A 20,519-nucleotide genomic window follows, 5' to 3' on the forward strand; every position below is an offset into this window, starting at 1 on the left:
TAATTTATTACTTACTAGTACAAAGGCGATCCCGACCAGAATTTTTTGCTTCGTAAAGGGCGTCATCTGCTCTATCAAATGCTTTGAGCGGGGTATCGCCTTTTTTAAATTGAGTCGCACCAACAGAAATAGTGATCTCTATTTGTTTTTCTCTAAATTTAAAAGGAATATTTTTAATAACCTTTCTAACCTTATCAAGCGGAAGTGCTGCGTTTTCTAGCGATACACCCGGCATTAATAATACAAATTCTTCACCGCCATAACGGGCTATAAAATCAGATTTTCTTACCGACTTTTGCAGTGCTTTAGAAATAACCTGTAATGTAATATCACCCGCAGTGTGGCCAAATCGGTCATTTATTGATTTAAAATGGTCTACATCAATCACCGCAAGGGTAACATCTGATGGTTGCACATTAAATAGGTGCATTTCATGATTGTAGCGCTCGTCAAAGGCAGCGCGATTAGGTAATTTTGTAAGCCCATCAAGTAAGCTTTTAAAACGTTGTTCGTTTAAGCGTTTTTTATACGTTGTTAACTTGCTTTCTAGGGTAACAATTCGTTTTGTAATGCTATCAAAACTAGAAACAAGCATTTGACGGTCTTCTTGTTCTAATTTTTCTTTGGCGATGAAGTCTTCACTCAAAGATTTTAATTCGTTATCAACAAGCTCTTTTAACGATGAGATTGAGGTGGCCTGTTGAGTTTGCTCATTGAGATTTTTAATTTTACTTTCAATGCTTTTGTTTAAAATATTAAACTCAACATTCATTGATTCAGAGTGTTTACTGGTAGATACAATCGAGTGATGTAGCTCTTCTAATGTTTGATTAAGTGAAGTTAAAAAACTTTGAGCTGACTGACGTTCTTTATTAATATTTTTTACGATAACGCTTATTATTTTTATTGCAGCATCAAGAAGGTTTTCTAGGCTGTCGCTATCAGTGATTGTATTTTTTATTACTTTTATTTGATCCGTCGACTCATCTTCAAGAACTAACTCATTGGCAAGCTCTAACAATTGCTTTGCCATTTGTGAGGATACTGAGCCGCCTTCACCTTGGTTTGCTGCTAGTTTGGTTTGAAGAGCTTGATGATAAAAGCTAATGAGTTGATCTAATAAAGGGATATAGTCGTGCGTAGACTGAACGTTATTTATTTCATGATCTAATAAGTGACGCAAAGTACGACGCGTTTCATCTGGTAAGCCTTTTGTTTTTTGTAGTTGCTTACCTGCGCTTTGAACACTCGTAAATAAATCTCTTTGCTGCGCTAGTTGAACTGCCTCTTGGTTTTGTAATAGGCCAACCAGTTCGTCAATTAGTGGTGATAAATTTTCAAAACTAACCCCTTTTACTAATGCAGAACGAAACCTAGCTAATCTATTATCAAGCTCTGTGTCTAGGCCTTTACAGCTCAAAGACAATTTTGCCGCTAAATTAGATAAAATATCAACTTGGTGTTTTCGCGCAGTTTCTACTGCCATACGAGCATCAATAGCTTGTTTCAACTTTTTATCTGTAGCTTTAGATTTTTCAGTCACCTAAGCATACCGCCATTGTATTAGTTTCATTAAGTTCAGTTTACAACAAAATTTTATTAAGTGTAGTTATCTAGTAAAAAACTTATAAAATTTAAAGTCATAGTACGTATAAACTCGTATACAGGGCAATTTGTCGTATTTAATTCACTTTTAAATAGGGGGTTGTTAGTCTTATAGGTAATTAAGTTTCCACTAAGAGTCTCTATGAAAAAGTTATTAGCCCTTTCAATTTTAGCTGCGTGTTCAGCACCTGTATTTGCCGATGTAAATTATTCTTTAGAAATTTCGCAGCCACAGCATCATTTAGGTGATGTAAGTGTCGAGTTTCCAAAAACAGCGCAAGCACACCTTGATATAAAACTTCCTGCGTGGCGCACGGGTCGCTACGAAATGTTAAACCTTGCAAATGGCATTCGCTACTTCAAAGCCAAAGACGAAGATGGCAAAGAACTAAAATGGGAAAAAATAGATCACAGTACATGGCGTGTACATCTTAATGAACCTACAGAAGTTAATGTTGACTACCAGGTGTACGCAAATGAACTTGGTAAACGTGCTCGCCACATTGACGACAGCCATGCATTTATAGATGCATCAGGCTTTTTTATGTTTAGTGACTCGTTTCGCCAAGAGCCAGTAACCGTTAATTTAGACGTGCCTAAAAAGTGGCGCTCTGTATCGGGGATGGATAATTTAAAAGGGAAAAATAGTTTTAAAGCGGCCGATTATGATGTGCTTGTAGATTCGCCTATCGAAACGGGTATTAACCAACTACATACTTTTGAAGTAGATAATCGAGAATATGATTTAGTGGTATGGGGTGATGGTAACTACGATGTAGATTTAATGCTAAGTGATTTAAAAAAATTAGTGGCTACAGGCAATGTAATTTGGGATAGCTACCCTTATGAACGTTATGTATTTATGGTACACGCTACGTCGGGTGCTGGTGGTGCAACTGAGCATTTAAACTCAACAATTATTCAACGTCCACGCGATAGATTTGGTAGTCGCGAAGATTACTTAGGTTTTATTAGCACAGCCGCACACGAATTTATTCATACGTGGAATGTTAAAGCATATCGCCCTCAAGGTTTGGTGCCTTACGATTACACTAATATGAACTATTCAAAACTGCTTTGGATTGCAGAAGGTTCAACAAGTTATTTTGAAGATCACTTATTAGTTCGCTCGGGTATAGAAACAACCGACGAATTTTTTAAAGTGATGAGTAAAACAATTAATCGGCATTTACAAACACCAGGTCGAGAAGTACAAAGTGCAAGCGAAACCAGCTTTGATAAGTGGATAAACCAAGGTGGTGATCATGCTCGTAATTACAGTACAAATATTTATTCAGAAGGCTCGTTACTTTCATTAGCTTTAGATATCGACTTACTTGAAAAAAGCCAAGGTAAAATTAGTTACCGCGACGTACATAAGGCACTTTATAACAACCATAAGATGCCTGCCGGCTTTACACAAACTGATGTGCTAAATATTTTAGAAAATCTAACCGGCCGTGATTATTCAATCTGGTGGGAAGAAAATGTAGACTCTCCAGCAAATATTAACTTTGATGAGCTACTTGCTAAGGTTGGTTTAAAACTTGAGCGTCCTGAAAAAGCTAAAGTAGTTGCAAGCATTGATGCAACGGCTAAAAACACAGGCGAGCTGTTAACTCTTAGCTACGTTAAACGCGGTGGTAGTGCATGGCAGGCGGGTTTAACAACCGACGACAAAATTGTGGCTATTAACAAGCAACATGTAGGCAAAGATCTAAAAAGTAGCCTAGAAACATTTAATGCGGGCGATAAGGTGACAATTGATTATATTCGTCGAGATAAACTTGAAAGCTTAACGTTAGTTTTATCTAAAAATTACGATAAACCTAAAAAAGTAGTTGCTGATAAAGAGGCAACGTCTGAGCAAAAAGCACTATTCAAAGCATGGATTGGCGTGGAGCATCCAAATGATGTGACAAAAAATTAAACTCAGTTTTTATAGTGTTTAGATATAAATAACTACCATTAAAAAAAGAGCTTCGGCTCTTTTTTTGTTTTGCATAATGACGTATAAAATGTATATGGAAATTTAACATTAAAGTTAAATTTAATTATTTAGTATTTCCTATTATTAAATAAAATTATTATGGATATAGCCTCAAAATGAAATCAGATAACCCGACTTCAAATTTAACCCATCAATTTGTAATTAACGACTATTTGCATCAGTTATTTGATGCAGTAAATGTTATTTCTGTTCAAGGTTATGACAATGAGCGTCGTGTTATTTATTGGAATGAAGGCAGTGAGCGACTTTATGGCTATACCAAAGAAGAAGCCATAGGGCAAAAAATAGAAGATCTTATAATTCCAGAGCCAATGTGTGAATTTGTTATTGATGCGCACAGTGATTGGGTAAAAAAAGATATAGAAATTCCAGCATCTGAAATTATTTTACAAGACAAGGATGGAAACAACGTATCGGTTTTTTCCAGCCATGTTATGTTTACAAATCAATATAATACAAAACAAATGTACTGTATTGATATCGATTTGTCGGATGTGAAAAAAGCACAAGCAGAGGCTTCATTTAATGAGGATATGCTAAAAACCATTTTTGGGGCAATTCCTGATTTATTTTTCTTGATGGAAAATGATGGAACTATCCTAGAGTATCATGCGAGCAATGAAACCGATCTTTATACCAAGCCAAAGCAGTTTATTGGTAAAAAGATGGGAGATGTATTACCTGAGGAAGTAGCCAAAAAATTTGAAACTTATATCAGCCTTGTATTAGAAAAAGAGCAGATGATGAGTTTTAAATACGAGCTAGCTTTGCCCCATGGGCTCGTTTTTTTTGAAGCAAGAATAAATAAAATAACAGAACATAACCAGTTAATGGTTATTATTCGAGATATTACAGAACAGCATAAATCAGATGAAATAATTAGACATCAAGCGTATTACGATAGTCTAACTTTACTCCCAAATCGTTTTTTAGCACTTGATCGTTTGTCGCAATTACTTATTGAAGCACAAAGAAATAACGAAAAAGCGGCAGTACTGTTTTTGGATTTAGATGATTTTAAAAAAATAAACGACTCTTTAGGCCATGAAACAGGAGACAAACTTTTAATTGAATCAGCGCAAAGGCTGCAAGAGGCACTTCGAAAAGACGACACGGTAGGGCGACTCGGTGGAGATGAGTTTATCGTATTGCTACGAGGTATAACTGATCACCATGCAGCGCTAAAAATTACTGAAAAACTGCTTAATAACTTTAGAGCTCCTTTTAAAATTGAAGGCCGGGAGCACATACTTACAGCGAGTATTGGTGTAGCCATATATCCTGAAAATGGCACTACAGTCGCTGATTTACTACGAAATGCCGATACAGCAATGTATCAAGCAAAATCATATGGTCGTAATACTTATTCATTTTTTACTAAAAAAATGAACGTAATTATTCAGCGCCGACTAGTAATAGAAGAGCAGATGCGTGACGCCCTTGAGCGTAATGAATTTGAGTTATTCTACCAGCCCCAATTTGACGCCAAAAATAAACACATCATTGGTGCAGAAGCGTTATTACGTTGGCATAACCCTGTGTTAGGTAATGTAACACCTGATGAGTTTATACCTATTGCCGAAAATACAGGATTAATTGTACCTATTGGCAAGTTTGTAATTAGCCAAGCTTTACACTTTTTAAACACATGGCAAAGTACCTGTAAACGCCAACAAAAATATACAATGGCTGTTAACTTATCTCCTCGCCAATTTAGAGACGTAGGACTACTCAGTTTTATTCAAAACTCATTGAGTGAAGCAAACGTAAACCCCGAAAGTTTAGAGCTTGAAATAACTGAGGGTGTATTGATGAGTTGCCACACTAATGTTGTTGATATACTGACTGAAATTACTGCATTAGGCATTAACTTATCAATGGATGACTTTGGTACAGGTTATTCATCATTAAGTTATTTGAGAGAATACCCTTTTAATGTACTTAAAATAGATAGAAGTTTTATTGATGGTATTGTACTAAACAATGAAGACCGTAATCTCGTAAAGGCAATTATTGCCATGTCGCACAGCTTAGGACTGACAGTTGTTGCCGAAGGTGTAGAAACAAAAGAGCAGCATACTTTATTGAACGAATTGGGTTGTGATTTTATGCAAGGCTTCTATTTTAGTAAACCAATACCAGCAGAACAGTTTCTTGATTTTTCGATGAATTTTGATAAAAAGTAAGATTAAACACTCGATTGTAACAATTCACTATTTTAGCAATCGTTTGGCCAGCTAAGTCAAAGCCAAGACCCATTTGTGCAGTACGCCAAAGCAATCTTTAAAGTAATAAAAGCTGAGGAAGATAAACCAAAAGCACTTGCAGGTAAATTACAAGCAGGTCGCCAGAGCTAATGAGCGCAATCATTGCGCTTAACAAAGCTAAAAACAAACCTGTATACGCCGATGCTAACAGCACACTACGAGTAACCTATGGCACTGTAGGCGGCTATTCACCTCAAGACGGCTTGGTAGCAACACCCTTTACATCGCTTGAAGGATTACTAGCTAAAAACACCGATGTTGACCCATTTAATGCACCTAAAAAGTTACAAGAGCAAATTAAAGCCAAGCTCTACGGTGATTACACGGGTGGCATGAATACAGTACCCGTTAACTTTTTATCAAATGTAGACACTACCGGTGGTAACTCAGGTTCGCCAACACTTAACGGTAAAGCAGAGCTTGTAGGCTTACTGTTCGACGGTGTTTACGAAAGTATTATTGGTGACTGGGATTACAACCCTGAGCTTAATCGCTCAATCCACGTTGATTCACGCTACATGCTGTGGGTAATGGATAAAGTAGATAATGCACAAAACTTGTTAGACGAAATGACAATCGTAAAATAAGTAATTGGTGAGATAAGAGAAGGGCGCTTACCGTAAAGGAAGCGCCTTTTTTGTTGGTATTTGATTCGCTTATTTATGACTGCTAAGTGCCATGAGCAGACATTCATGCATAATTCGTTTCTGCTAGGCAATAATAAGTTATATCCCCAGTTATTCAAGATGTTAGGATAATCCACGGTTGAACATACACATCCAAGGTAAGATTGTTGTACAGCGTTAAATCTTGTAACTAAATTAATATATGATGTTTTAGTTAAGCGAAAGCTTTTTTGATGCGTTATAGTTAAAATGCATCAAAATCTCTTTTTTCATAATTTTGATAAAAACGGTAATTAATTAGGAGTAACCATGAATGTATTTCACAAACAATTTATGGATATAATCAAGGATGAGTTCGAGGCAAACCCCGACCGAATAGAGAAATTTGATTTCGATGGCACACTTCAGAAATTACATCCTAAATTAGTTTCAACACTTCGAAAATCCTTAGAAAAGCACACGAAACAAATGCTGAGCGAACGAAGACAGCAGTTTTCATCATTTACTGAACGTAATGAAGCTCGATGGAAAAATGCATTTGATTTACTAGAGGCACATATCGTCATTTGCACTGAAGCTGGTGAGAGTATTAATTTTGAAAATCGGCCAATTGCTGTAGAAGAAAATGATCTAAAATTTGATATTTTGATTAGGCATCATGCAAGAGCTTGTCATATAGCAAACGAAATTTTATGCCTTTTAAAAAATGGTTTCGCAGATGCTGCACACGCCAGATGGAGAGCCTTGCATGAAGTAAATGTAACAGCATGGTTTATTGAAAAGCATGGTCAAGAATGTGCTAGACGCTTTTACTTTCATGACATCATTGATTCATATGACGGCATGAAAGAGCATAAAAAATATGAGGCTAGGCTGCAAGAAAAAGCTCCTGAGCAATCTGTTATCGATGACTGCAAACAAGAATACGATAAAGTAATTAAAGAATTCGGCAAAGGTTTTGAATCTCACTATGGTTGGGCAGCACACGTTTTCCCTGAGCGCAAGCCTAGAACTATAGGTTTTGCTGCGCTAGAAAAAGATGTTGGGCTTGACCATATGCGCCCGTATTATAAATGGGCAAGTCAAAATATTCATGCCGGTTCAAAAGGAACAAGGGTTCGGCTTGCGTTAGTAGAATGTCCAGATGACATTTTGGTCGTTGGCCAAAGTGACTCAGGTATGGCAGATCCAGCCCACGCGACTTCACTAAGTTTAACGCAAATCACAACTTGTCTACTCAAAACCGTGCCAAGTTTGGACCATATTGTTCTAATGAATCTATTGGGAGAGTATGCAGATGATATTGGAAAGGCTTTACTCCAAATTTTAAGTAAAGATCGTATCGAAAGCGCAGAGTGAAAAAATTATCTTATGAAATAAAAAATTGGACTTCCCAGCTTTCACTAGACAGTTTTTAACTCAGAATAATACGCTTCTTGAAATTTAGCAGGCGAAACACCGTCTGTTTTTGAAAGCCTGCTGTATTTAGCCCATCTTGAATGACTTATTATGTATTCCATTGATAACACCATCTGCTAGCCTGTTGAGGTATTCTTTAGCAATGCTTGCTATGAATAAATGTGCTTCTGATAACTTCATACTGGGAGTTTTATTTTCTTTAAGAGCTTGTTTAAATCCGTGTCTAGAATCCAAGCCTGACAATGTGAAGTTGTTAGCGGTATTTGTAAAAGATTTTCTTAATTTTTTATCTACCGAAATTGCAATACCTGTTTTGTCTGATAATTCTTCTAATGTTTCCAGAGTTTTATAATAGTTAATATAACTTGCTTCGACCGCGAAATATTTCAATATCAGATAAGCATCTTCACGTTCAGTGGCCAAGTTCATCATAAAGAAACGAACATCTAATTTTTTCACTTTTTCAAACTCTTGATTGTATAGGGAGTCTGAAATGTTTGGCTTTCCTAGTAAAGCTAAAATATTTCTTTTTGGAGTTTTTTCAACTCTAACGCCATTATGCAATAGTTCGGCTAATTCGAGCTTCCTCGAATTTTTAGATAATATTGAAGAAACTCCATTGTATAAGCTGGCCAACTCATAGCCGATTTGCCACACAACCTCAGGCTCGTCTTCGTCGTCAAAATATACAGATGAAAGACGAAAGTCATCATTCATACAATCATTATAGTGATCAATCCCGCCAGAAATATCAAAGTAAAAATTCTTTCGCCCCTCAGCGTAAGCTCTAAAATTTCGAGAGTCACCATCTAAATAGAACTCCCATTTTACCGCATTGGCCAAAAATAACTCCTGTTACATAACTTCTTTATCATAGGGCAATTCCCCTATTCTTACGTGAAGACGTCTTCATTTCATAAGCTTCTATTTTTAGCAAATAGTGTAACTTATTGCCAGCTATAAATATTATACTTACTGTAGTTTATTTAGACATGCGAGAGAAGGAAAGTTTTTTCTTATTATTACTAATCTAATGACGACTCACCTGACTGACCGGTTATCGCTCTGAGCTGCCTTTAACTTAAATCAAACCACCTCAACACCCTTTAATATATTTCATGTGCATTTTATAACCAAGAAGTGCTAGCTTAGTGGTAAATTAATTGAAGGAAATAATTATGAAATTAGAGTCATTAGCACTACACCACGGTTACGAATCTGAGCCTACGACCAAATCGGCTGCCGTGCCTATTTATCACACTTCTTCTTATACATTTGACAACACGCAGCATGGCGCTGATTTATTCGATTTAAAAGTACCTGGAAATATTTACACCCGCATAATGAACCCAACTAATGCCGTACTTGAACAACGTATTGCTGCAATGGAAGGGGGTATTGGTGGGCTAGCTGTTGCCTCTGGGATGGCCGCTATTACTTATGCTATTCAATGCTTGTGCGAAGTAGGCACTAATATTGTAAGCACCAGCCAAGTATATGGTGGCACGTATAACTTATTTGCTCATACACTACCTAGGCAAGGTATTGAAGCGCGCATGATTAAAGCCGATGACTTTACCGCGTTCGAGAATGCAATTGACGATAACACCCGCGCTGTTTTTTGTGAATCTATTGGTAATCCTGCAGGTAATATTGTTGATATTGAACGTTTAGCACGTATTGCACACAGTAAAGGTGTGCCGCTTATTGTTGATAATACCGTGGCTACGCCGTATTTATGCCGCCCATTTGAGCTGGGCGCCGATATAGTGGTTCACTCACTTACAAAGTATATAAACGGGCACGGTACTGCTATTGGCGGCATGATTGTCGACTCAGGAAAATTTGATTGGAAAGCGAATGCCACACGTTTTGCAATGATGAACGAGCCCGATCCGTCGTACCACAATGTGGTTTATACCGAAGCTTTTGCTGAAGCTGCATTTATCGGTCGCTGCAGAGTAGTGCCACTTAGAAATACCGGCGCAGCGCTTGCCCCTAAAAACGCATCTGACATTTTAATCGGCCTTGAAACCTTAGGCTTAAGAATGGATCGCCACTGCGAAAATGCACAGCACTTGGCTGAGTATTTAGAAAATCATCCAAAAGTGCTTTGGGTTAATTACGCAGGGCTTGAATCAAGCCCGTATAACGAAATGAGTCAGAAAATTACCAGTGGTAAAGCATCGGGTATTTTAAGCTTTGGTATTGCTGGTGGCCTAGAAGCAGGTACTCGTTTTATTGATGCGCTAAACATGATTTTACGCTTAGTTAATATTGGCGATGCCAAGTCGCTTGCGTGCCATCCTGCGTCAACCACACACCGCCAATTAAATGATGAAGAGCTTGCTAATGCGGGCGTAAGTCGCGATTTAATACGTTTGTCGGTCGGTATTGAAAACATTGCAGACATAATTGCCGATGTAAGCCAAGCGCTCGATAAAGCATAGTTACCTCACTACCTTCCATAAAAAACTTTAAAGCATAAAAAGCGTTAGTTGAAAATAAACTATCGTTTTTTATGTTTTTCTAAAATCTATTAATAAGTATACCTCTTTATTTTATATGCCTTTTTTATAAAACCTTCTTAAGACTTTTATATTTCTATCGTTTGTTTTTTATTCACATGTCAATTTTGTATTGACACTAAGATTACTTACTACTACATTTGTAACAGTACCACTACAACTGTAGTAATAGGAGCGACAATGAAACTTAGTGATTTTGAAATGGATATTATGCAACTGCTCTGGCAGGAAGAACCCTGTACCGCGAGTCAACTACATAAGGTGCTTTTAGCTGATAAACAAAAAGATAAAAAAGTAGCCTATACAACAGTTAAAACTATTGTAGATAGGTTAGAACATAAAGGAGCGATTGAGCGTTGTGGACATGAAGGGCGAGCTATTGTTTTTAGAACAATAGTGACTCAAGACACATTATCGGAGCAAGCTATGCCTAGTTTTATGCAACGATTTTTTAAAGGTAATTCTCGTAGTTTAATTGCCCACTTTATTAAAGAAGAAAAGCTAAATGATGACGATATAGAATACTTACAAACGCTTTTAAAAAATAAAAAGTTAGATTAAAGGAGAGGGTAATGACGGATTATTTACTAACTTGCACACTTATTAGCTTATGTATTTTGCTTACAGTAAAAGGGCTAAAAAATGCCCCAGCACGATTAAACTTTTACATTTTAATGACAGCCTTGGCATGTTGGTTTGTCCCTTGGCAGTACTTTTCCCAGCTACCGTTATTTGAAGGGGCAAATCGTTACACATTCAACGTGGCGCAATTGATTCCCGATGTTAAAGCACTAATACCAAATGCTGAACAAGTAGCAATTAAGGACGAATTACAAAGCGATATGGTTATATGGGACTTATTGCCATCACTTAGTACTGTTTTTATAGTTTTAGTTTTAGCTGGTTTTGGATTGTTTTTATTACGCGTGGGCTTATATGTAAAGCTTATAAAAAATTTATACATTAACTCAAAGCCAAGTCCTGAACTTAACCACATCAACAATCAGTATCCAATTAGACTAACAACCCATACAGAACCTGCTTTTGCTACCGGGTTAATAAAGCCTGTTATTTGGTTAGAGTCGACGATGACACACCGTAAAGAATTAGATTCAGTCATTCAACACGAGGTAACTCATTTACAACAAGGTGATATTTATTGGACGTGGCTTATTTGTTTTATAGAAAGCGTTTTTTGGTGGAATCCTATTTGCTTAAAGTTAACTGGTTTAGCAAGAGAGCAACTCGAACTTAGCTGTGATGAGTTGTGTATGCAAAAGCTAAAAGGTAAATACCAATTGGATTTAGCAAGTTTATTGCTACAAGAGCAAAGTGCTAAAAGCTCGCCTAACTTTTTTACCCCCCCACTTTTGAATATTGCTCACTCTAAGAGTTTTAATATTCAGAGGATCAAAATGTTAAACAAGGAAAAAACAATGAAAAGTAAATATTTGGTTATGGTTGCGGCGGCAATGTCTTTTAGTGCTTTAGCTGCAGCGCAAATTGTAGATGGTACTACGGGTAGTAAACAGCAAAGTAGTAAAACTTCTCAGGTACCTTTAAAAAGTGAAGCTTATAATCAACAACTTGCACAGCTTCTAAAAAGTGCTGCTGGGGCAAAAAGTGATAACCCTGAACTGTTAAACCAAGCTGCGCAAGGCATTCAAGATTGGCACTTGAATAGAGACAAACTTACGGGGTTTGAAGAAGCTGAAATCAAACTACAAAGCTTTAGGCTGCTAAATCACGTTTACTCTAAACTTGAACAATATGAAGACATACTGAGTGCTTACGAAAAATGGTACGAGCAGGGCAGTAACCCACCTTACTTTTTAAAAAATTCACTAGCAACGGCCTATATACAGCTAGGACGTTATGAGCTTGCTGTTGCAGAGCTTGAAGATTTATCAAAACAGCTTGAAGGTAAGCTACATGTTGGCTCAGCTGATAACTTAGCACTGGCATACATTTACCTTGATGATTACGATAAAGCATTAAAAACCCTAGAGCAGGTTGATGCAAAAGATGATGTATACGGAAATATCCTTAAATATTATGTTTATGATAAACAAAATAACCGTAAAAAGATGGATGAAATCAAAAGTAAAATTCCAGACGTATTTGCAGTTACCCCCGCGCTATTACCGCAAACTGGCGTACCAGGTTCTCAACTATTAAGGATGTTATAAGCGTTGAGTAATTAAACTTGGAGCCTTTGAGGCTCCTGTTTCATTCTGTTTAAATTTTTTTACAAAGGCGCTTGTGTAAACCTTATTAAAAATACAGCTTTTAATTTGCTGTGTTTTACGCCGCAAAAATGCTTTTTTAATTCGTGTTTTAGTTGTGCAGCTGGCAATATCACTTTTTATGTTTGCGTCTTGCTTAATTGGGTATGGTATAAGTGAAAAACCATTAACCTGTGTTTCCCATATATGTTGCAAGTCGCAATCTACAGGGCGACCAAATTGGGCTGTGGCTTTAAGTAGTTGTTTTGCACCTTCATAACTTATTGCTGTAGCGCAGCAGCCGGTCATTAGTTTTTTATGTATTACTAACTGCTGGTGATTATTAAGGCTGTGCTGATAGGCGATAGGGCGTGTGCGGTTTTCATAAGCTGCAAGTTTAATAAGTTGCCAAGGCTGGTTTAGCTGCTCAATATTTTTAATCGCATCATGAATGGACTCATCAATATAAAAATCATCTTCAAGCACAATCGCGTATTTTAATTTTTCATCAACTATTTTTTGCCATGCTTTACGGTGGCTTAAATAGCAGCCAATTTGACCATTGCTAAGTGCGTAGTGGTATTTTTGTTTGTTTAGTTGTGGGTTGTAATGAAGGTATTTTTGTTTATCAGTTAAGTTATTACCATCAATAGCGTCTATACGCTTAAACGTTAAGTTAACTGCAGATAGCCGCTCTGTGGTTTGTATTAAACGCTTGGTTGATCGTGCCAAATTAATTACAAATATTGCTGCCATACCTAATGCCTCTTACATTTTTTACTTATAGTAAGAAGGCTGTATTACATGGCAGTGGCAAATTTATGGCTTTTTTAAGTCTGCTCTTGGCTGCGCTAAAATTGCGTCTTTTTCATCTTGAGAGAGAATGATCCAATCAAATATTTCTTCATTAGTTCGACCGCACCCAGTGCAATAACCGCTGCGACGTTCACATATACCTAAACAGTCGCTTTTTAATTTAGATGTGTTTTTATTCGTTTTTCGCATTATTAAAATCCTAACGGTGGAGCAATTTCAAAGCGAGTAGAAAACCCATTACCTTCTTGAATTGTAGAAAGTGTAATAACCGGATTTTTAGTATCAAGTACAAATGAGCTGTAAATTGAACTTGCTGTTTCTTTTTGGCTTTCAAACCAACCTGTTTTTGATAGGCATTGGCGTAATTGCTTAGCAAGTGTTTGATGCGACTTTACTGCATGTGTTTGTGTTTTTATAGGTGTTTGGCATTGGTAACTTACTTGCTCAGACTTATTTAAAGTAACAGTACAACGTGAACCTATTAAATGAGTATTAGTGCGCCATTGGTTAGTGAACTGGTTATTTACTTTATCTGTTTTTATTGAGTCAAACTCAGATTCATAACCGGTTACTAGGCTGTTTATGGTGCTACATTCATTGGATGTTACTACGGAATTTACAGGCTTACTTATTGTAGGTGGAGTAGCAGTTTGTTTTGTTTTACTAGTACAGCCCGCTAGAATAAACACAACAATAAGAAGAATAATATAGTTTTTCATAGTTCACAGTAACCGATAAATTAAGCCATTCACTATACCACACATAACTTATTCAACTAAAAGGGAAAATAAAAAGGCCCATAAAATATGAGCCTCTTTTAATTTACTTTAGCTGGTATTATTTATGGCGACCTTGCAGGCACTTAACTACATCTTCTAGGCTTAAGCCTTGGCGTTGTAGTAATACAGTCAGGTGATAAATTAAATCAGCCGACTCGTTAGTAAGCTCATCGTTATCGTGTTTCATTGCGGCAAGGGCTACTTCTACGCCTTCTTCACCTACTTTTTGACAACTACGGCTTAAGTCTTTAGCAAATAATGAAGCGGTGTAGCTTTTTGATGGGTCATCATTTTTACGCTCAACAATGACATCTTCTAATTGTGCTAAAAAGCTTAAGCTTGGTTTTGCATCATCACCAAAACAGCTTTGTGTACCTAAGTGGCACGTTGGACCTTCTGGGTTGGCAAGGACTAAAATTGAGTCGTAGTCACAATCGGTATGAACCGATACCACGTTTAAGTAGTTTTCTGATGACTCGCCTTTAGTCCATAAACGCGATTTAGACCGCGAATAAAAGGTCACTTTATTGCTCTCAAGCGTTACCTTTAGTGCTTCGCTGTTCATAAAGCCTTGCATTAAAATAACGCCAGAGCGGGCATCTTGAACAATAGCAGGGATCATTTCGCTTTTAGCAAAATCAACTTGGGTTTGGTTTTGTTGTGTTACTTGCATAATCTTGCTGCCACTTGGTTATCGGTTAAAAATTGTTTTAGTTCGCCAATGTTAATCACATTTTTATGAAAAACGCTGGCTGCCAATGCGCCATCTACTTCGCTTTGTTTAAATACGTCTACAAAGTCTTGCATGCTGCCTGCACCGCCAGAGGCGATAAGTGGGATATTACATAATGCGCGCATTTTACTTAGTTGCTCGTTGTCGTAACCATTACGTACGCCGTCTTGGTTCATACAGTTTAAAACAATTTCGCCTGCGCCTAAGTCTTGTACGCGTTTAACCCATTCCTCGGTTTTATAACGTGTACGGCTTGATGCATTAGGATCGCCGGTTAATTGATACACTAAGTATTCGCCGGTCACCTCATCGTAAAAGCTATCAATACCTACAACAACACATTGCTTACCAAATTCATCGTGTAGCTCTTTTATAAGCTCTGGGCGTGCAATAGCAGGGCTGTTAATACTTATTTTATCGGCGCCGCGCTCTAAAACACGCGCTGCATCAGCTACCGATTTAATACCACCAGCCACACAAAATGGAATATCAATATGGCGGGCAATGCTCTCTACCCAATTTACGTCAAGTAAGCGTTTTTCAACACTTGCGCTGATCTCATAAAAAACCAGTTCATCGGCACCGGCATCGCTGTATGCTTTTGCCATTGTTAAAATATCACCAACAACTTCATGGCCTTTAAATTTAACGCCTTTTACTACTTGGCCGTCTTTAACATCTAAACACGGAATTATGCGTTTTGATAACATGCCAACGCCTCCTCAACACTAAATGCACCTTCAAGCAGTGACTTACCTAAAATAACGCCGCCTACGCCAAGCTCTTTAAGTTTTTTAATGTCGTCAAGTGAGCTTACGCCACCTGAAGCTTGCACTTTAATTGTGCTGTTATGACGAGTTAAATCTTCGTAAAGCTCAAACGATGGACCCGTCATGGTGCCATCTTTACTGATGTCCGTGCATAAAAAGTCAATAACGCCCAAGCTTACATAAAAATCAACAAGCTCAAGTAAACCAAACTCTGACTCGCTCAACCAACCGTGCGTAGCAGGTGCCCAGCCAGTGGCTGTTTTATTTACATCAAGGGCAATAACAAAGTGCTCTGCACCAAACTTTTCAATCCAAGCTTTTACTTGCTCACGTTTTTCTACCGCCATTGAGCCAATAACAACTTGATTAGCACCGGCTTTTAGCCAATCACTTACATCTTGCTCTGAGCGAATACCGCCGCCCACTTGGTACGGTACGTTAAGCGCTTTAGTTGCAGCTTGAATATGTTGCCACTGCTTCTTACTCGGATCGCGTGCGCCCTCTAAATCTACAAGGTGCAATTTACCTGCGCCGCTGTCGGCGTATTCTTTTAAACGTGCACCAAGCTCAAAAGGGTAAAACTGAGCGGTGTCGTATTTACCTTGGTATAAACGAACAATTTGATTTTGTAATACGTCTAATGCTGGAATAATCACAAATAATCTCTTTTTTGTTGGTTAATGGGCAGTTTATAGCTGCCAATCAACAAAATTTTGTAATAAACGGGTGCCTACTTTTGCACTGCGCTCAGGGTGAAATTGCATGCCAGCGTAGTTGTCTTTAGCAACTATAGCTGAAAAGGTTTGGCCGTATTCGCCGCTTACAAGTGTTGCGTCGTTTACAGTGTGCGCAAAGCTATGTACAAAGTACACTTGCTCGTCTTGTGTTAACCCTTTAGTAAGTGCATGCTCTTTATTAATGCTTAAGTTATTCCAACCCATATGCGGCGACGTTAAACTACCAACATCAAGGGCTTTTACTTGCCCTGGTATTTTACCTAAGCACTGCACGTTACCTTCTTCGGTGCTTTCGCACAGTAACTGCATACCTAAACAAATTCCCATAAGTGGGCGCTGGTATTCGTTTATAGCTTGTTGCCAGCCGTTATCTACAAGGCGTTTCATGGCAACAGATGCATGGCCAACGCCTGGTAATATAGCCCGCTCAAAGCCTTTTAATTGCTCTGGCGAGGTAATTACTGTTGGCGTTTGCCCTAAGCGTTCAAAGGCAAAACGAACTGAATTTATATTGGCACACCCGGTATTAATTATTGCAATCATAAACATCCCTTAGAGCTGGCTGTTTGTTGGGTCGTGTCTTGTGCTACTGCCATACGAAGGGCACGTGAAAACGCTTTAAATAAGCCTTCTACTTGGTGATGACAGTTACCGTCGCTTACCGATAAAATAAGGCTAATAGCGGCATTATCGCTTAAGCTTTTGAAAAAGTGCTCAACCATTTGCACGTCTAAATCGCCTGCTTTTTCGCGGCTAAAATTAGCGTTTAATACAAATGAAGCGCGGCCCGATAAATCAATTTGTGCCTCTGCTTTACATTCATCCATTGGCAGTGCAAAACCATAGCGCGCTATTTGCGATTTAGTGCCAAGCGCCTGTTTAAGTGCAACACCTAGGGCAATACCAATGTCTTCAACAAGGTGGTGCTCGTCTATGTGTAAATCGCCTTTCGCTTTAATGTTTAAACCAATGTTGGCGTGCGTGCGAATTTGATCAAGCATGTGATCAAAAAAGCCAAGGCCAGTATCTATGCTGCCATTTTTAGTCTGATCTAGGTTTATGGCTACATCAATTTGGGTTTCTTTGGTGTTACGGGTAACACGACCTTCGCGGTTAGCTGTGGTTAGCTTGGTGACAATGGCAGGCCAGCTGCCATCGTACAAAATGCCTTCACAACATAAATTTTGTGCAAGGCCAATATCTGTTTGGCGATCGCCAATTACATATGAACGAGCTAAATCAACTTTGCCTGAGCGCATAAGCTCGGTAAGTAAACCTGTTTTAGGTTTACGGCAATCACAGTTTTGCTCGTCAAAGTGTGGACAAATTAATACCTCGTCAAAGCTAATGCCTTGGCTTTGCATTATGTCCATCATTTTATCTTGGGCTATGTCAAAGTCAGCAGTCGGGAAGCTGTCTGTGCCTAAGCCATCTTGATTCGATACCATCACTAAACGGTACCCTGCGGCTTGTAACTGTAATAAAGCCGGGATAACACCTGGTAAAAAGGCAAGCTTTTCAAGGCTGTCTACCTGTTTGTCGGTAATTGGCTCTTCAATTATGGTGCCGTCGCGGTCAATAAATAAATAGGGGTTACTCATGATACTTCGTTTCCTGCTAATGGTGCTGTGGTAGCCGGCGTTTGTAAGCCATCTAACCAAATTTTTACTTGTTCGAGCTCTTGTTCACTACCAATTGAAATTCGTAGCCAATCGTCTTCACCGTATAGGGTAAACGCGCGCATTACTAAACCTTGCTCAAGTGCTACTTTAAAGTAGTTTTTGTTGGCTAATTTTAAGGTAACAAAGTTACCTTCACCAGTGAGAATTTTTAATGCAGCGGGGGAGGCGTTTAACCACTGTACAAGTTTAGCTTTTAAGCTATTTAAAATAGTCACTTGGCGGCGCATTGATGTAATTGCATCAGGTGCAATTGCTTGCGCAGCAATACTTGCCACTACGCCAGATACCGGATACGGCGCAATCACTTTACGAATTGGCGCCAGTACACTTTGTTGTGCAAGAGTAAAGCCAGTTCTGAGGCCTGCAAGTGCAAACGCCTTAGATAAAGTGCGCAGAACCACTACATTACTATATTCGTTAATCAGCGCTGTAGCACTTTGCTCTGGGCAAAATTCAATATAGGCTTCATCAACAATTACCAGTGCTTTTCCCGCAAGCGCTGTAGCAATTGCCTTTACTTTATTAAGAGGTGTTAGGCTACCTGTTGGGTTATTTGGATTACAAATAAACACCAGTTTCGAGTTGCCCACAGCCTTTACTATTTCATCTACACTACCATCAAGTAATAGCGCTTGCGTTAGGCTATTAATGGCAACGTTATGAGTATCAGCCGTAACTTTGTACATACCGTATGTTGGTAAAAATAACGCAATGCTGTCTTTAGCTGGTTCACAATAAGTGCGTACTAAAAGCTCAATGCCTTCATCGGCGCCGCGCGTCATTAATACGTTTTCGCTTTCAAGCTCTGCATACGCAGCGTAGCGGTCAATAACCAGTTGCGGCTGTGGGTCTGGGTAGCGATTTAAATCTTCAATACTCAGTTCAAGGTTTTTAGTATAAGGGCTTTCGTTGGCGTTTAACCAGGTTGACCCTGTTAGCTTTTCACTTTTAGCAGAGCTATAGGCAGCAAGTGCTGCAATATTTTGTGGTAATAAGCTTGTCGCTTGTGCGCTCTCATTGCTCATTTTTAATTGCCTCTAAACGAATTGAAACCGCATTTGCGTGTGCATCAAGGCCTTCTGCATCTGCTAATGGTAAAATAGCTTTTGATAGCTGTGTTAAGCCACTTTTGCTAATAGTTTGCACAGTGTAAGTGCGGAAAAAATCGAGCAAGTTTAAACTTGAATACGTTGCGCTGTAACCATAGGTAGGTAACACGTGATTAGTACCCGATGCATAATCGCCCGCTGACTCTGGCGTGTAGTCGCCTACAAATACAGAGCCTGCATTTTTTACTTTATCTAAATAAGGTGTTGAATCTGCTAATTGCAAAATTAAGTGCTCAGGGCCGTATTGCGCTGATACGTCAAATGCTTGCTCAACAGAGTCCACTAAAATAAGTGATGAATTAGCCAGAGCTTGCTCGGCTGTCTCTTTTCGGCTTAAGTTTGCAAGCTGGCGTGTAAGTGCCTGCTGCGTTTGCTCAATGATACTTTCGCTGTTACACAATAAAATAACTTGTGAGTCGCCGCCGTGCTCAGCTTGCGAGAGTAAATCTGCCGCTATAAATTCTGGGTTTGCACGCTCATCTGCAATAACTAATACTTCAGAGGGGCCTGCAGGCATATCGATTGCCATTCCAGGAATTGTTTGCGCAACAAGCTGTTTGGCCATCGTTACAAAGCTGTTACCTGGGCCAAAAATTTTGTTCACTTTAGGCACTGATTCACTGCCGTAGGCCATTGCGGCTATTGCGCCTGCGCCACCACTTTCAATTAAAGTTGTAATACCACACAGTTTTGCAGCATATAAAATGGCAGGATTAATATTTTCATTACCTTGCACAGGGGTTGCAAGTACGACGGTTTTAGCACCACTTAATTGTGCAAGTACACCTTGCATAATAACCGATGATGGCAGTGGAGCACTGCCACCTGGTACATAAATACCCACAGCTTCGATGGCCTGATATTTCAGTTCACATACAACGCCAGGTTGGGTTGATAACTTAATATCTTTAGGCAATTGCGCTTCGTGAAAACGTTTAACGTTTGCATAAGCGGTGTCAATTGCGTATTTAAGCTCTGCGCTTAGTGCCTGCTCTGATGCGTTTATTTCATCAAGCGGTACACGTAAACGAGGGTTAGCTCTATTATCAAACTTTTTAGCCATATCAAGTAAGGCTTTATCGCCTTGCTCTTTAACATCGCTCATAATTGTTTGGCATATTGCTTCAACCTTTGCGCTGGCAGAAACCGCAGGGCGCATTAGCGCCGCTGCTTGTACTTGTGAAGATTCCTCATTCCAACGAAGCATGGTAC

Annotated in this window: 18 protein-coding genes and 1 pseudogene; 7 read left to right on the forward strand and 12 right to left on the reverse strand. The window is 38.7% G+C overall.

From position 1 onward, the window contains the following. Positions 1 to 7: 7 nt before the first annotated feature. Complete coding sequence (locus tag ATS74_RS18225; protein ID WP_058550281.1) at positions 8 to 1,543, reverse strand: GGDEF domain-containing protein; 1,536 nt, start codon at positions 1,541 to 1,543, stop codon at positions 8 to 10. Positions 1,544 to 1,747: 204 nt separating this feature from the next. Between ATS74_RS18225 and ATS74_RS18230 the strand changes: the two genes are divergently transcribed. The 4 genes and pseudogenes from ATS74_RS18230 (at position 1,748) to ATS74_RS18245 (ending at position 7,868) form a co-directional block, all read left to right on the forward strand. Continuing rightward, the gene (locus tag ATS74_RS18230) at positions 1,748 to 3,535 is read left to right on the forward strand and encodes a M61 family metallopeptidase (protein ID WP_058550282.1); all 1,788 of its coding nucleotides are present in this window, start codon (positions 1,748 to 1,750) and stop codon (positions 3,533 to 3,535) included. Between the two features lie 176 nt (positions 3,536 to 3,711). Further along, a complete protein-coding gene (locus ATS74_RS18235) occupies positions 3,712 to 5,802 on the forward strand; it encodes a bifunctional diguanylate cyclase/phosphodiesterase (protein WP_058550283.1) in 2,091 nt (696 codons plus the stop codon). A 48-nt stretch (positions 5,803 to 5,850) separates the two neighbouring features. Beyond that, positions 5,851 to 6,470 (forward strand): annotated as a pseudogene (locus tag ATS74_RS18240) (S46 family peptidase); the annotation flags it as partial. A 348-nt stretch (positions 6,471 to 6,818) separates the two neighbouring features. Beyond that, positions 6,819 to 7,868: a DUF5677 domain-containing protein gene (locus ATS74_RS18245; protein WP_058550285.1), complete on the forward strand. Its 1,050-nt coding sequence runs from the start codon at positions 6,819 to 6,821 to the stop codon at positions 7,866 to 7,868. Positions 7,869 to 7,994: 126 nt separating this feature from the next. Here the strand turns inward: ATS74_RS18245 and ATS74_RS18250 are convergent, their stop codons facing one another. Then, complete coding sequence (locus ATS74_RS18250; RefSeq protein WP_058550286.1) at positions 7,995 to 8,771, reverse strand: hypothetical protein; 777 nt, start codon at positions 8,769 to 8,771, stop codon at positions 7,995 to 7,997. Positions 8,772 to 9,106: 335 nt separating this feature from the next. Here ATS74_RS18250 and ATS74_RS18255 point away from each other — a divergent pair, with 335 nt between their 5' ends. The 3 genes from ATS74_RS18255 to ATS74_RS18265 all read left to right on the forward strand — a co-directional run bounded on the left by ATS74_RS18255 (position 9,107) and on the right by ATS74_RS18265 (position 12,645). Beyond that, positions 9,107 to 10,378 carry an O-acetylhomoserine aminocarboxypropyltransferase/cysteine synthase family protein gene (locus ATS74_RS18255; RefSeq protein ID WP_058550287.1) on the forward strand — a complete coding sequence of 424 codons (1,272 nt, stop codon included), beginning with the start codon at positions 9,107 to 9,109 and terminating at the stop codon, positions 10,376 to 10,378. Between the two features lie 258 nt (positions 10,379 to 10,636). Continuing rightward, positions 10,637 to 11,017, forward strand: coding sequence for a BlaI/MecI/CopY family transcriptional regulator (locus ATS74_RS18260; RefSeq protein WP_058550288.1), 381 nt, complete (start codon positions 10,637 to 10,639; stop codon positions 11,015 to 11,017). Between the two features lie 11 nt (positions 11,018 to 11,028). Beyond that, a complete protein-coding gene (locus ATS74_RS18265) occupies positions 11,029 to 12,645 on the forward strand; it encodes a M56 family metallopeptidase (RefSeq protein ID WP_058550289.1) in 1,617 nt (538 codons plus the stop codon). Here ATS74_RS18265 and ATS74_RS18270 read toward each other — a convergent pair. The 10 genes from ATS74_RS18270 to hisD all read right to left on the reverse strand — a co-directional run bounded on the left by ATS74_RS18270 (position 12,640) and on the right by hisD (position 20,514). Continuing rightward, positions 12,640 to 13,437 (reverse strand): glycosyltransferase family 25 protein, encoded by a 798-nt coding sequence (locus ATS74_RS18270; RefSeq protein ID WP_058550290.1) that lies wholly within the window; start codon positions 13,435 to 13,437, stop codon positions 12,640 to 12,642. The genes ATS74_RS18265 and ATS74_RS18270 overlap by 6 nt on opposite strands. A gap of 63 nt (positions 13,438 to 13,500) precedes the next feature. Continuing rightward, the gene (locus ATS74_RS18275; RefSeq protein ID WP_058550291.1) at positions 13,501 to 13,686 is read right to left on the reverse strand and encodes a DUF1289 domain-containing protein; all 186 of its coding nucleotides are present in this window, start codon (positions 13,684 to 13,686) and stop codon (positions 13,501 to 13,503) included. Positions 13,687 to 13,688: 2 nt separating this feature from the next. Further along, positions 13,689 to 14,216 carry a hypothetical protein gene (locus tag ATS74_RS18280; RefSeq protein WP_058550292.1) on the reverse strand — a complete coding sequence of 176 codons (528 nt, stop codon included), beginning with the start codon at positions 14,214 to 14,216 and terminating at the stop codon, positions 13,689 to 13,691. A 118-nt stretch (positions 14,217 to 14,334) separates the two neighbouring features. Next, the gene (gene hisIE / locus ATS74_RS18285; protein WP_058550293.1) at positions 14,335 to 14,949 is read right to left on the reverse strand and encodes a bifunctional phosphoribosyl-AMP cyclohydrolase/phosphoribosyl-ATP diphosphatase HisIE; all 615 of its coding nucleotides are present in this window, start codon (positions 14,947 to 14,949) and stop codon (positions 14,335 to 14,337) included. After that, a complete protein-coding gene (hisF, locus tag ATS74_RS18290; RefSeq protein WP_010556206.1) occupies positions 14,940 to 15,719 on the reverse strand; it encodes an imidazole glycerol phosphate synthase subunit HisF in 780 nt (259 codons plus the stop codon). Before hisF ends, hisIE begins: the two co-directional genes overlap by 10 nt. Further along, positions 15,701 to 16,435: a 1-(5-phosphoribosyl)-5-[(5-phosphoribosylamino)methylideneamino] imidazole-4-carboxamide isomerase gene (locus tag ATS74_RS18295; protein ID WP_058550294.1), complete on the reverse strand. Its 735-nt coding sequence runs from the start codon at positions 16,433 to 16,435 to the stop codon at positions 15,701 to 15,703. The genes hisF and ATS74_RS18295 overlap by 19 nt, the downstream gene beginning before the upstream one ends. Positions 16,436 to 16,468: 33 nt before the next feature. Further along, positions 16,469 to 17,059 carry an imidazole glycerol phosphate synthase subunit HisH gene (hisH, locus tag ATS74_RS18300; RefSeq protein WP_058405288.1) on the reverse strand — a complete coding sequence of 197 codons (591 nt, stop codon included), beginning with the start codon at positions 17,057 to 17,059 and terminating at the stop codon, positions 16,469 to 16,471. After that, on the reverse strand, positions 17,056 to 18,117 hold the full coding sequence (hisB, locus tag ATS74_RS18305) for a bifunctional histidinol-phosphatase/imidazoleglycerol-phosphate dehydratase HisB (RefSeq protein WP_058405289.1): 1,062 nt from the start codon (positions 18,115 to 18,117) through the stop codon (positions 17,056 to 17,058). The genes hisH and hisB overlap by 4 nt, the downstream gene beginning before the upstream one ends. Next, positions 18,114 to 19,223 carry a histidinol-phosphate transaminase gene (gene hisC / locus ATS74_RS18310; protein WP_058550295.1) on the reverse strand — a complete coding sequence of 370 codons (1,110 nt, stop codon included), beginning with the start codon at positions 19,221 to 19,223 and terminating at the stop codon, positions 18,114 to 18,116. The genes hisB and hisC overlap by 4 nt, the downstream gene beginning before the upstream one ends. After that, complete coding sequence (gene hisD, locus ATS74_RS18315; protein ID WP_058550296.1) at positions 19,213 to 20,514, reverse strand: histidinol dehydrogenase; 1,302 nt, start codon at positions 20,512 to 20,514, stop codon at positions 19,213 to 19,215. Before hisD ends, hisC begins: the two co-directional genes overlap by 11 nt. Positions 20,515 to 20,519 lie beyond the last annotated feature (5 nt).

The organism is Pseudoalteromonas sp. H103, assembly GCF_001469205.1.
Taxonomy (GTDB): Bacteria; Pseudomonadota; Gammaproteobacteria; order Enterobacterales; family Alteromonadaceae; genus Pseudoalteromonas; species Pseudoalteromonas carrageenovora.

What these genes read in the sequence shown, in the direction of transcription:
- hisC (WP_058550295.1), bottom strand. Translation starts at nt 19,223, where the DNA reads ATGAGCAATGAGAGCGCACAAGCGACAAGCTTATTACCACAAAATATT.
- ATS74_RS18260 (WP_058550288.1), top strand. Translation starts at nt 10,637, where the DNA reads ATGAAACTTAGTGATTTTGAAATGGATATTATGCAACTGCTCTGGCAG.
- ATS74_RS18265 (WP_058550289.1), top strand. Translation starts at nt 11,029, where the DNA reads ATGACGGATTATTTACTAACTTGCACACTTATTAGCTTATGTATTTTG.
- hisH (WP_058405288.1), bottom strand. Translation starts at nt 17,059, where the DNA reads ATGATTGCAATAATTAATACCGGGTGTGCCAATATAAATTCAGTTCGT.
- ATS74_RS18280 (WP_058550292.1), bottom strand. Translation starts at nt 14,216, where the DNA reads ATGAAAAACTATATTATTCTTCTTATTGTTGTGTTTATTCTAGCGGGC.
- ATS74_RS18245 (WP_058550285.1), top strand. Translation starts at nt 6,819, where the DNA reads ATGAATGTATTTCACAAACAATTTATGGATATAATCAAGGATGAGTTC.
- hisB (WP_058405289.1), bottom strand. Translation starts at nt 18,117, where the DNA reads ATGAGTAACCCCTATTTATTTATTGACCGCGACGGCACCATAATTGAA.
- ATS74_RS18230 (WP_058550282.1), top strand. Translation starts at nt 1,748, where the DNA reads ATGAAAAAGTTATTAGCCCTTTCAATTTTAGCTGCGTGTTCAGCACCT.
- ATS74_RS18270 (WP_058550290.1), bottom strand. Translation starts at nt 13,437, where the DNA reads ATGGCAGCAATATTTGTAATTAATTTGGCACGATCAACCAAGCGTTTA.
- ATS74_RS18235 (WP_058550283.1), top strand. Translation starts at nt 3,712, where the DNA reads ATGAAATCAGATAACCCGACTTCAAATTTAACCCATCAATTTGTAATT.
- ATS74_RS18255 (WP_058550287.1), top strand. Translation starts at nt 9,107, where the DNA reads ATGAAATTAGAGTCATTAGCACTACACCACGGTTACGAATCTGAGCCT.
- ATS74_RS18275 (WP_058550291.1), bottom strand. Translation starts at nt 13,686, where the DNA reads ATGCGAAAAACGAATAAAAACACATCTAAATTAAAAAGCGACTGTTTA.
- hisD (WP_058550296.1), bottom strand. Translation starts at nt 20,514, where the DNA reads ATGCTTCGTTGGAATGAGGAATCTTCACAAGTACAAGCAGCGGCGCTA.
- hisIE (WP_058550293.1), bottom strand. Translation starts at nt 14,949, where the DNA reads ATGCAAGTAACACAACAAAACCAAACCCAAGTTGATTTTGCTAAAAGC.
- hisF (WP_010556206.1), bottom strand. Translation starts at nt 15,719, where the DNA reads ATGTTATCAAAACGCATAATTCCGTGTTTAGATGTTAAAGACGGCCAA.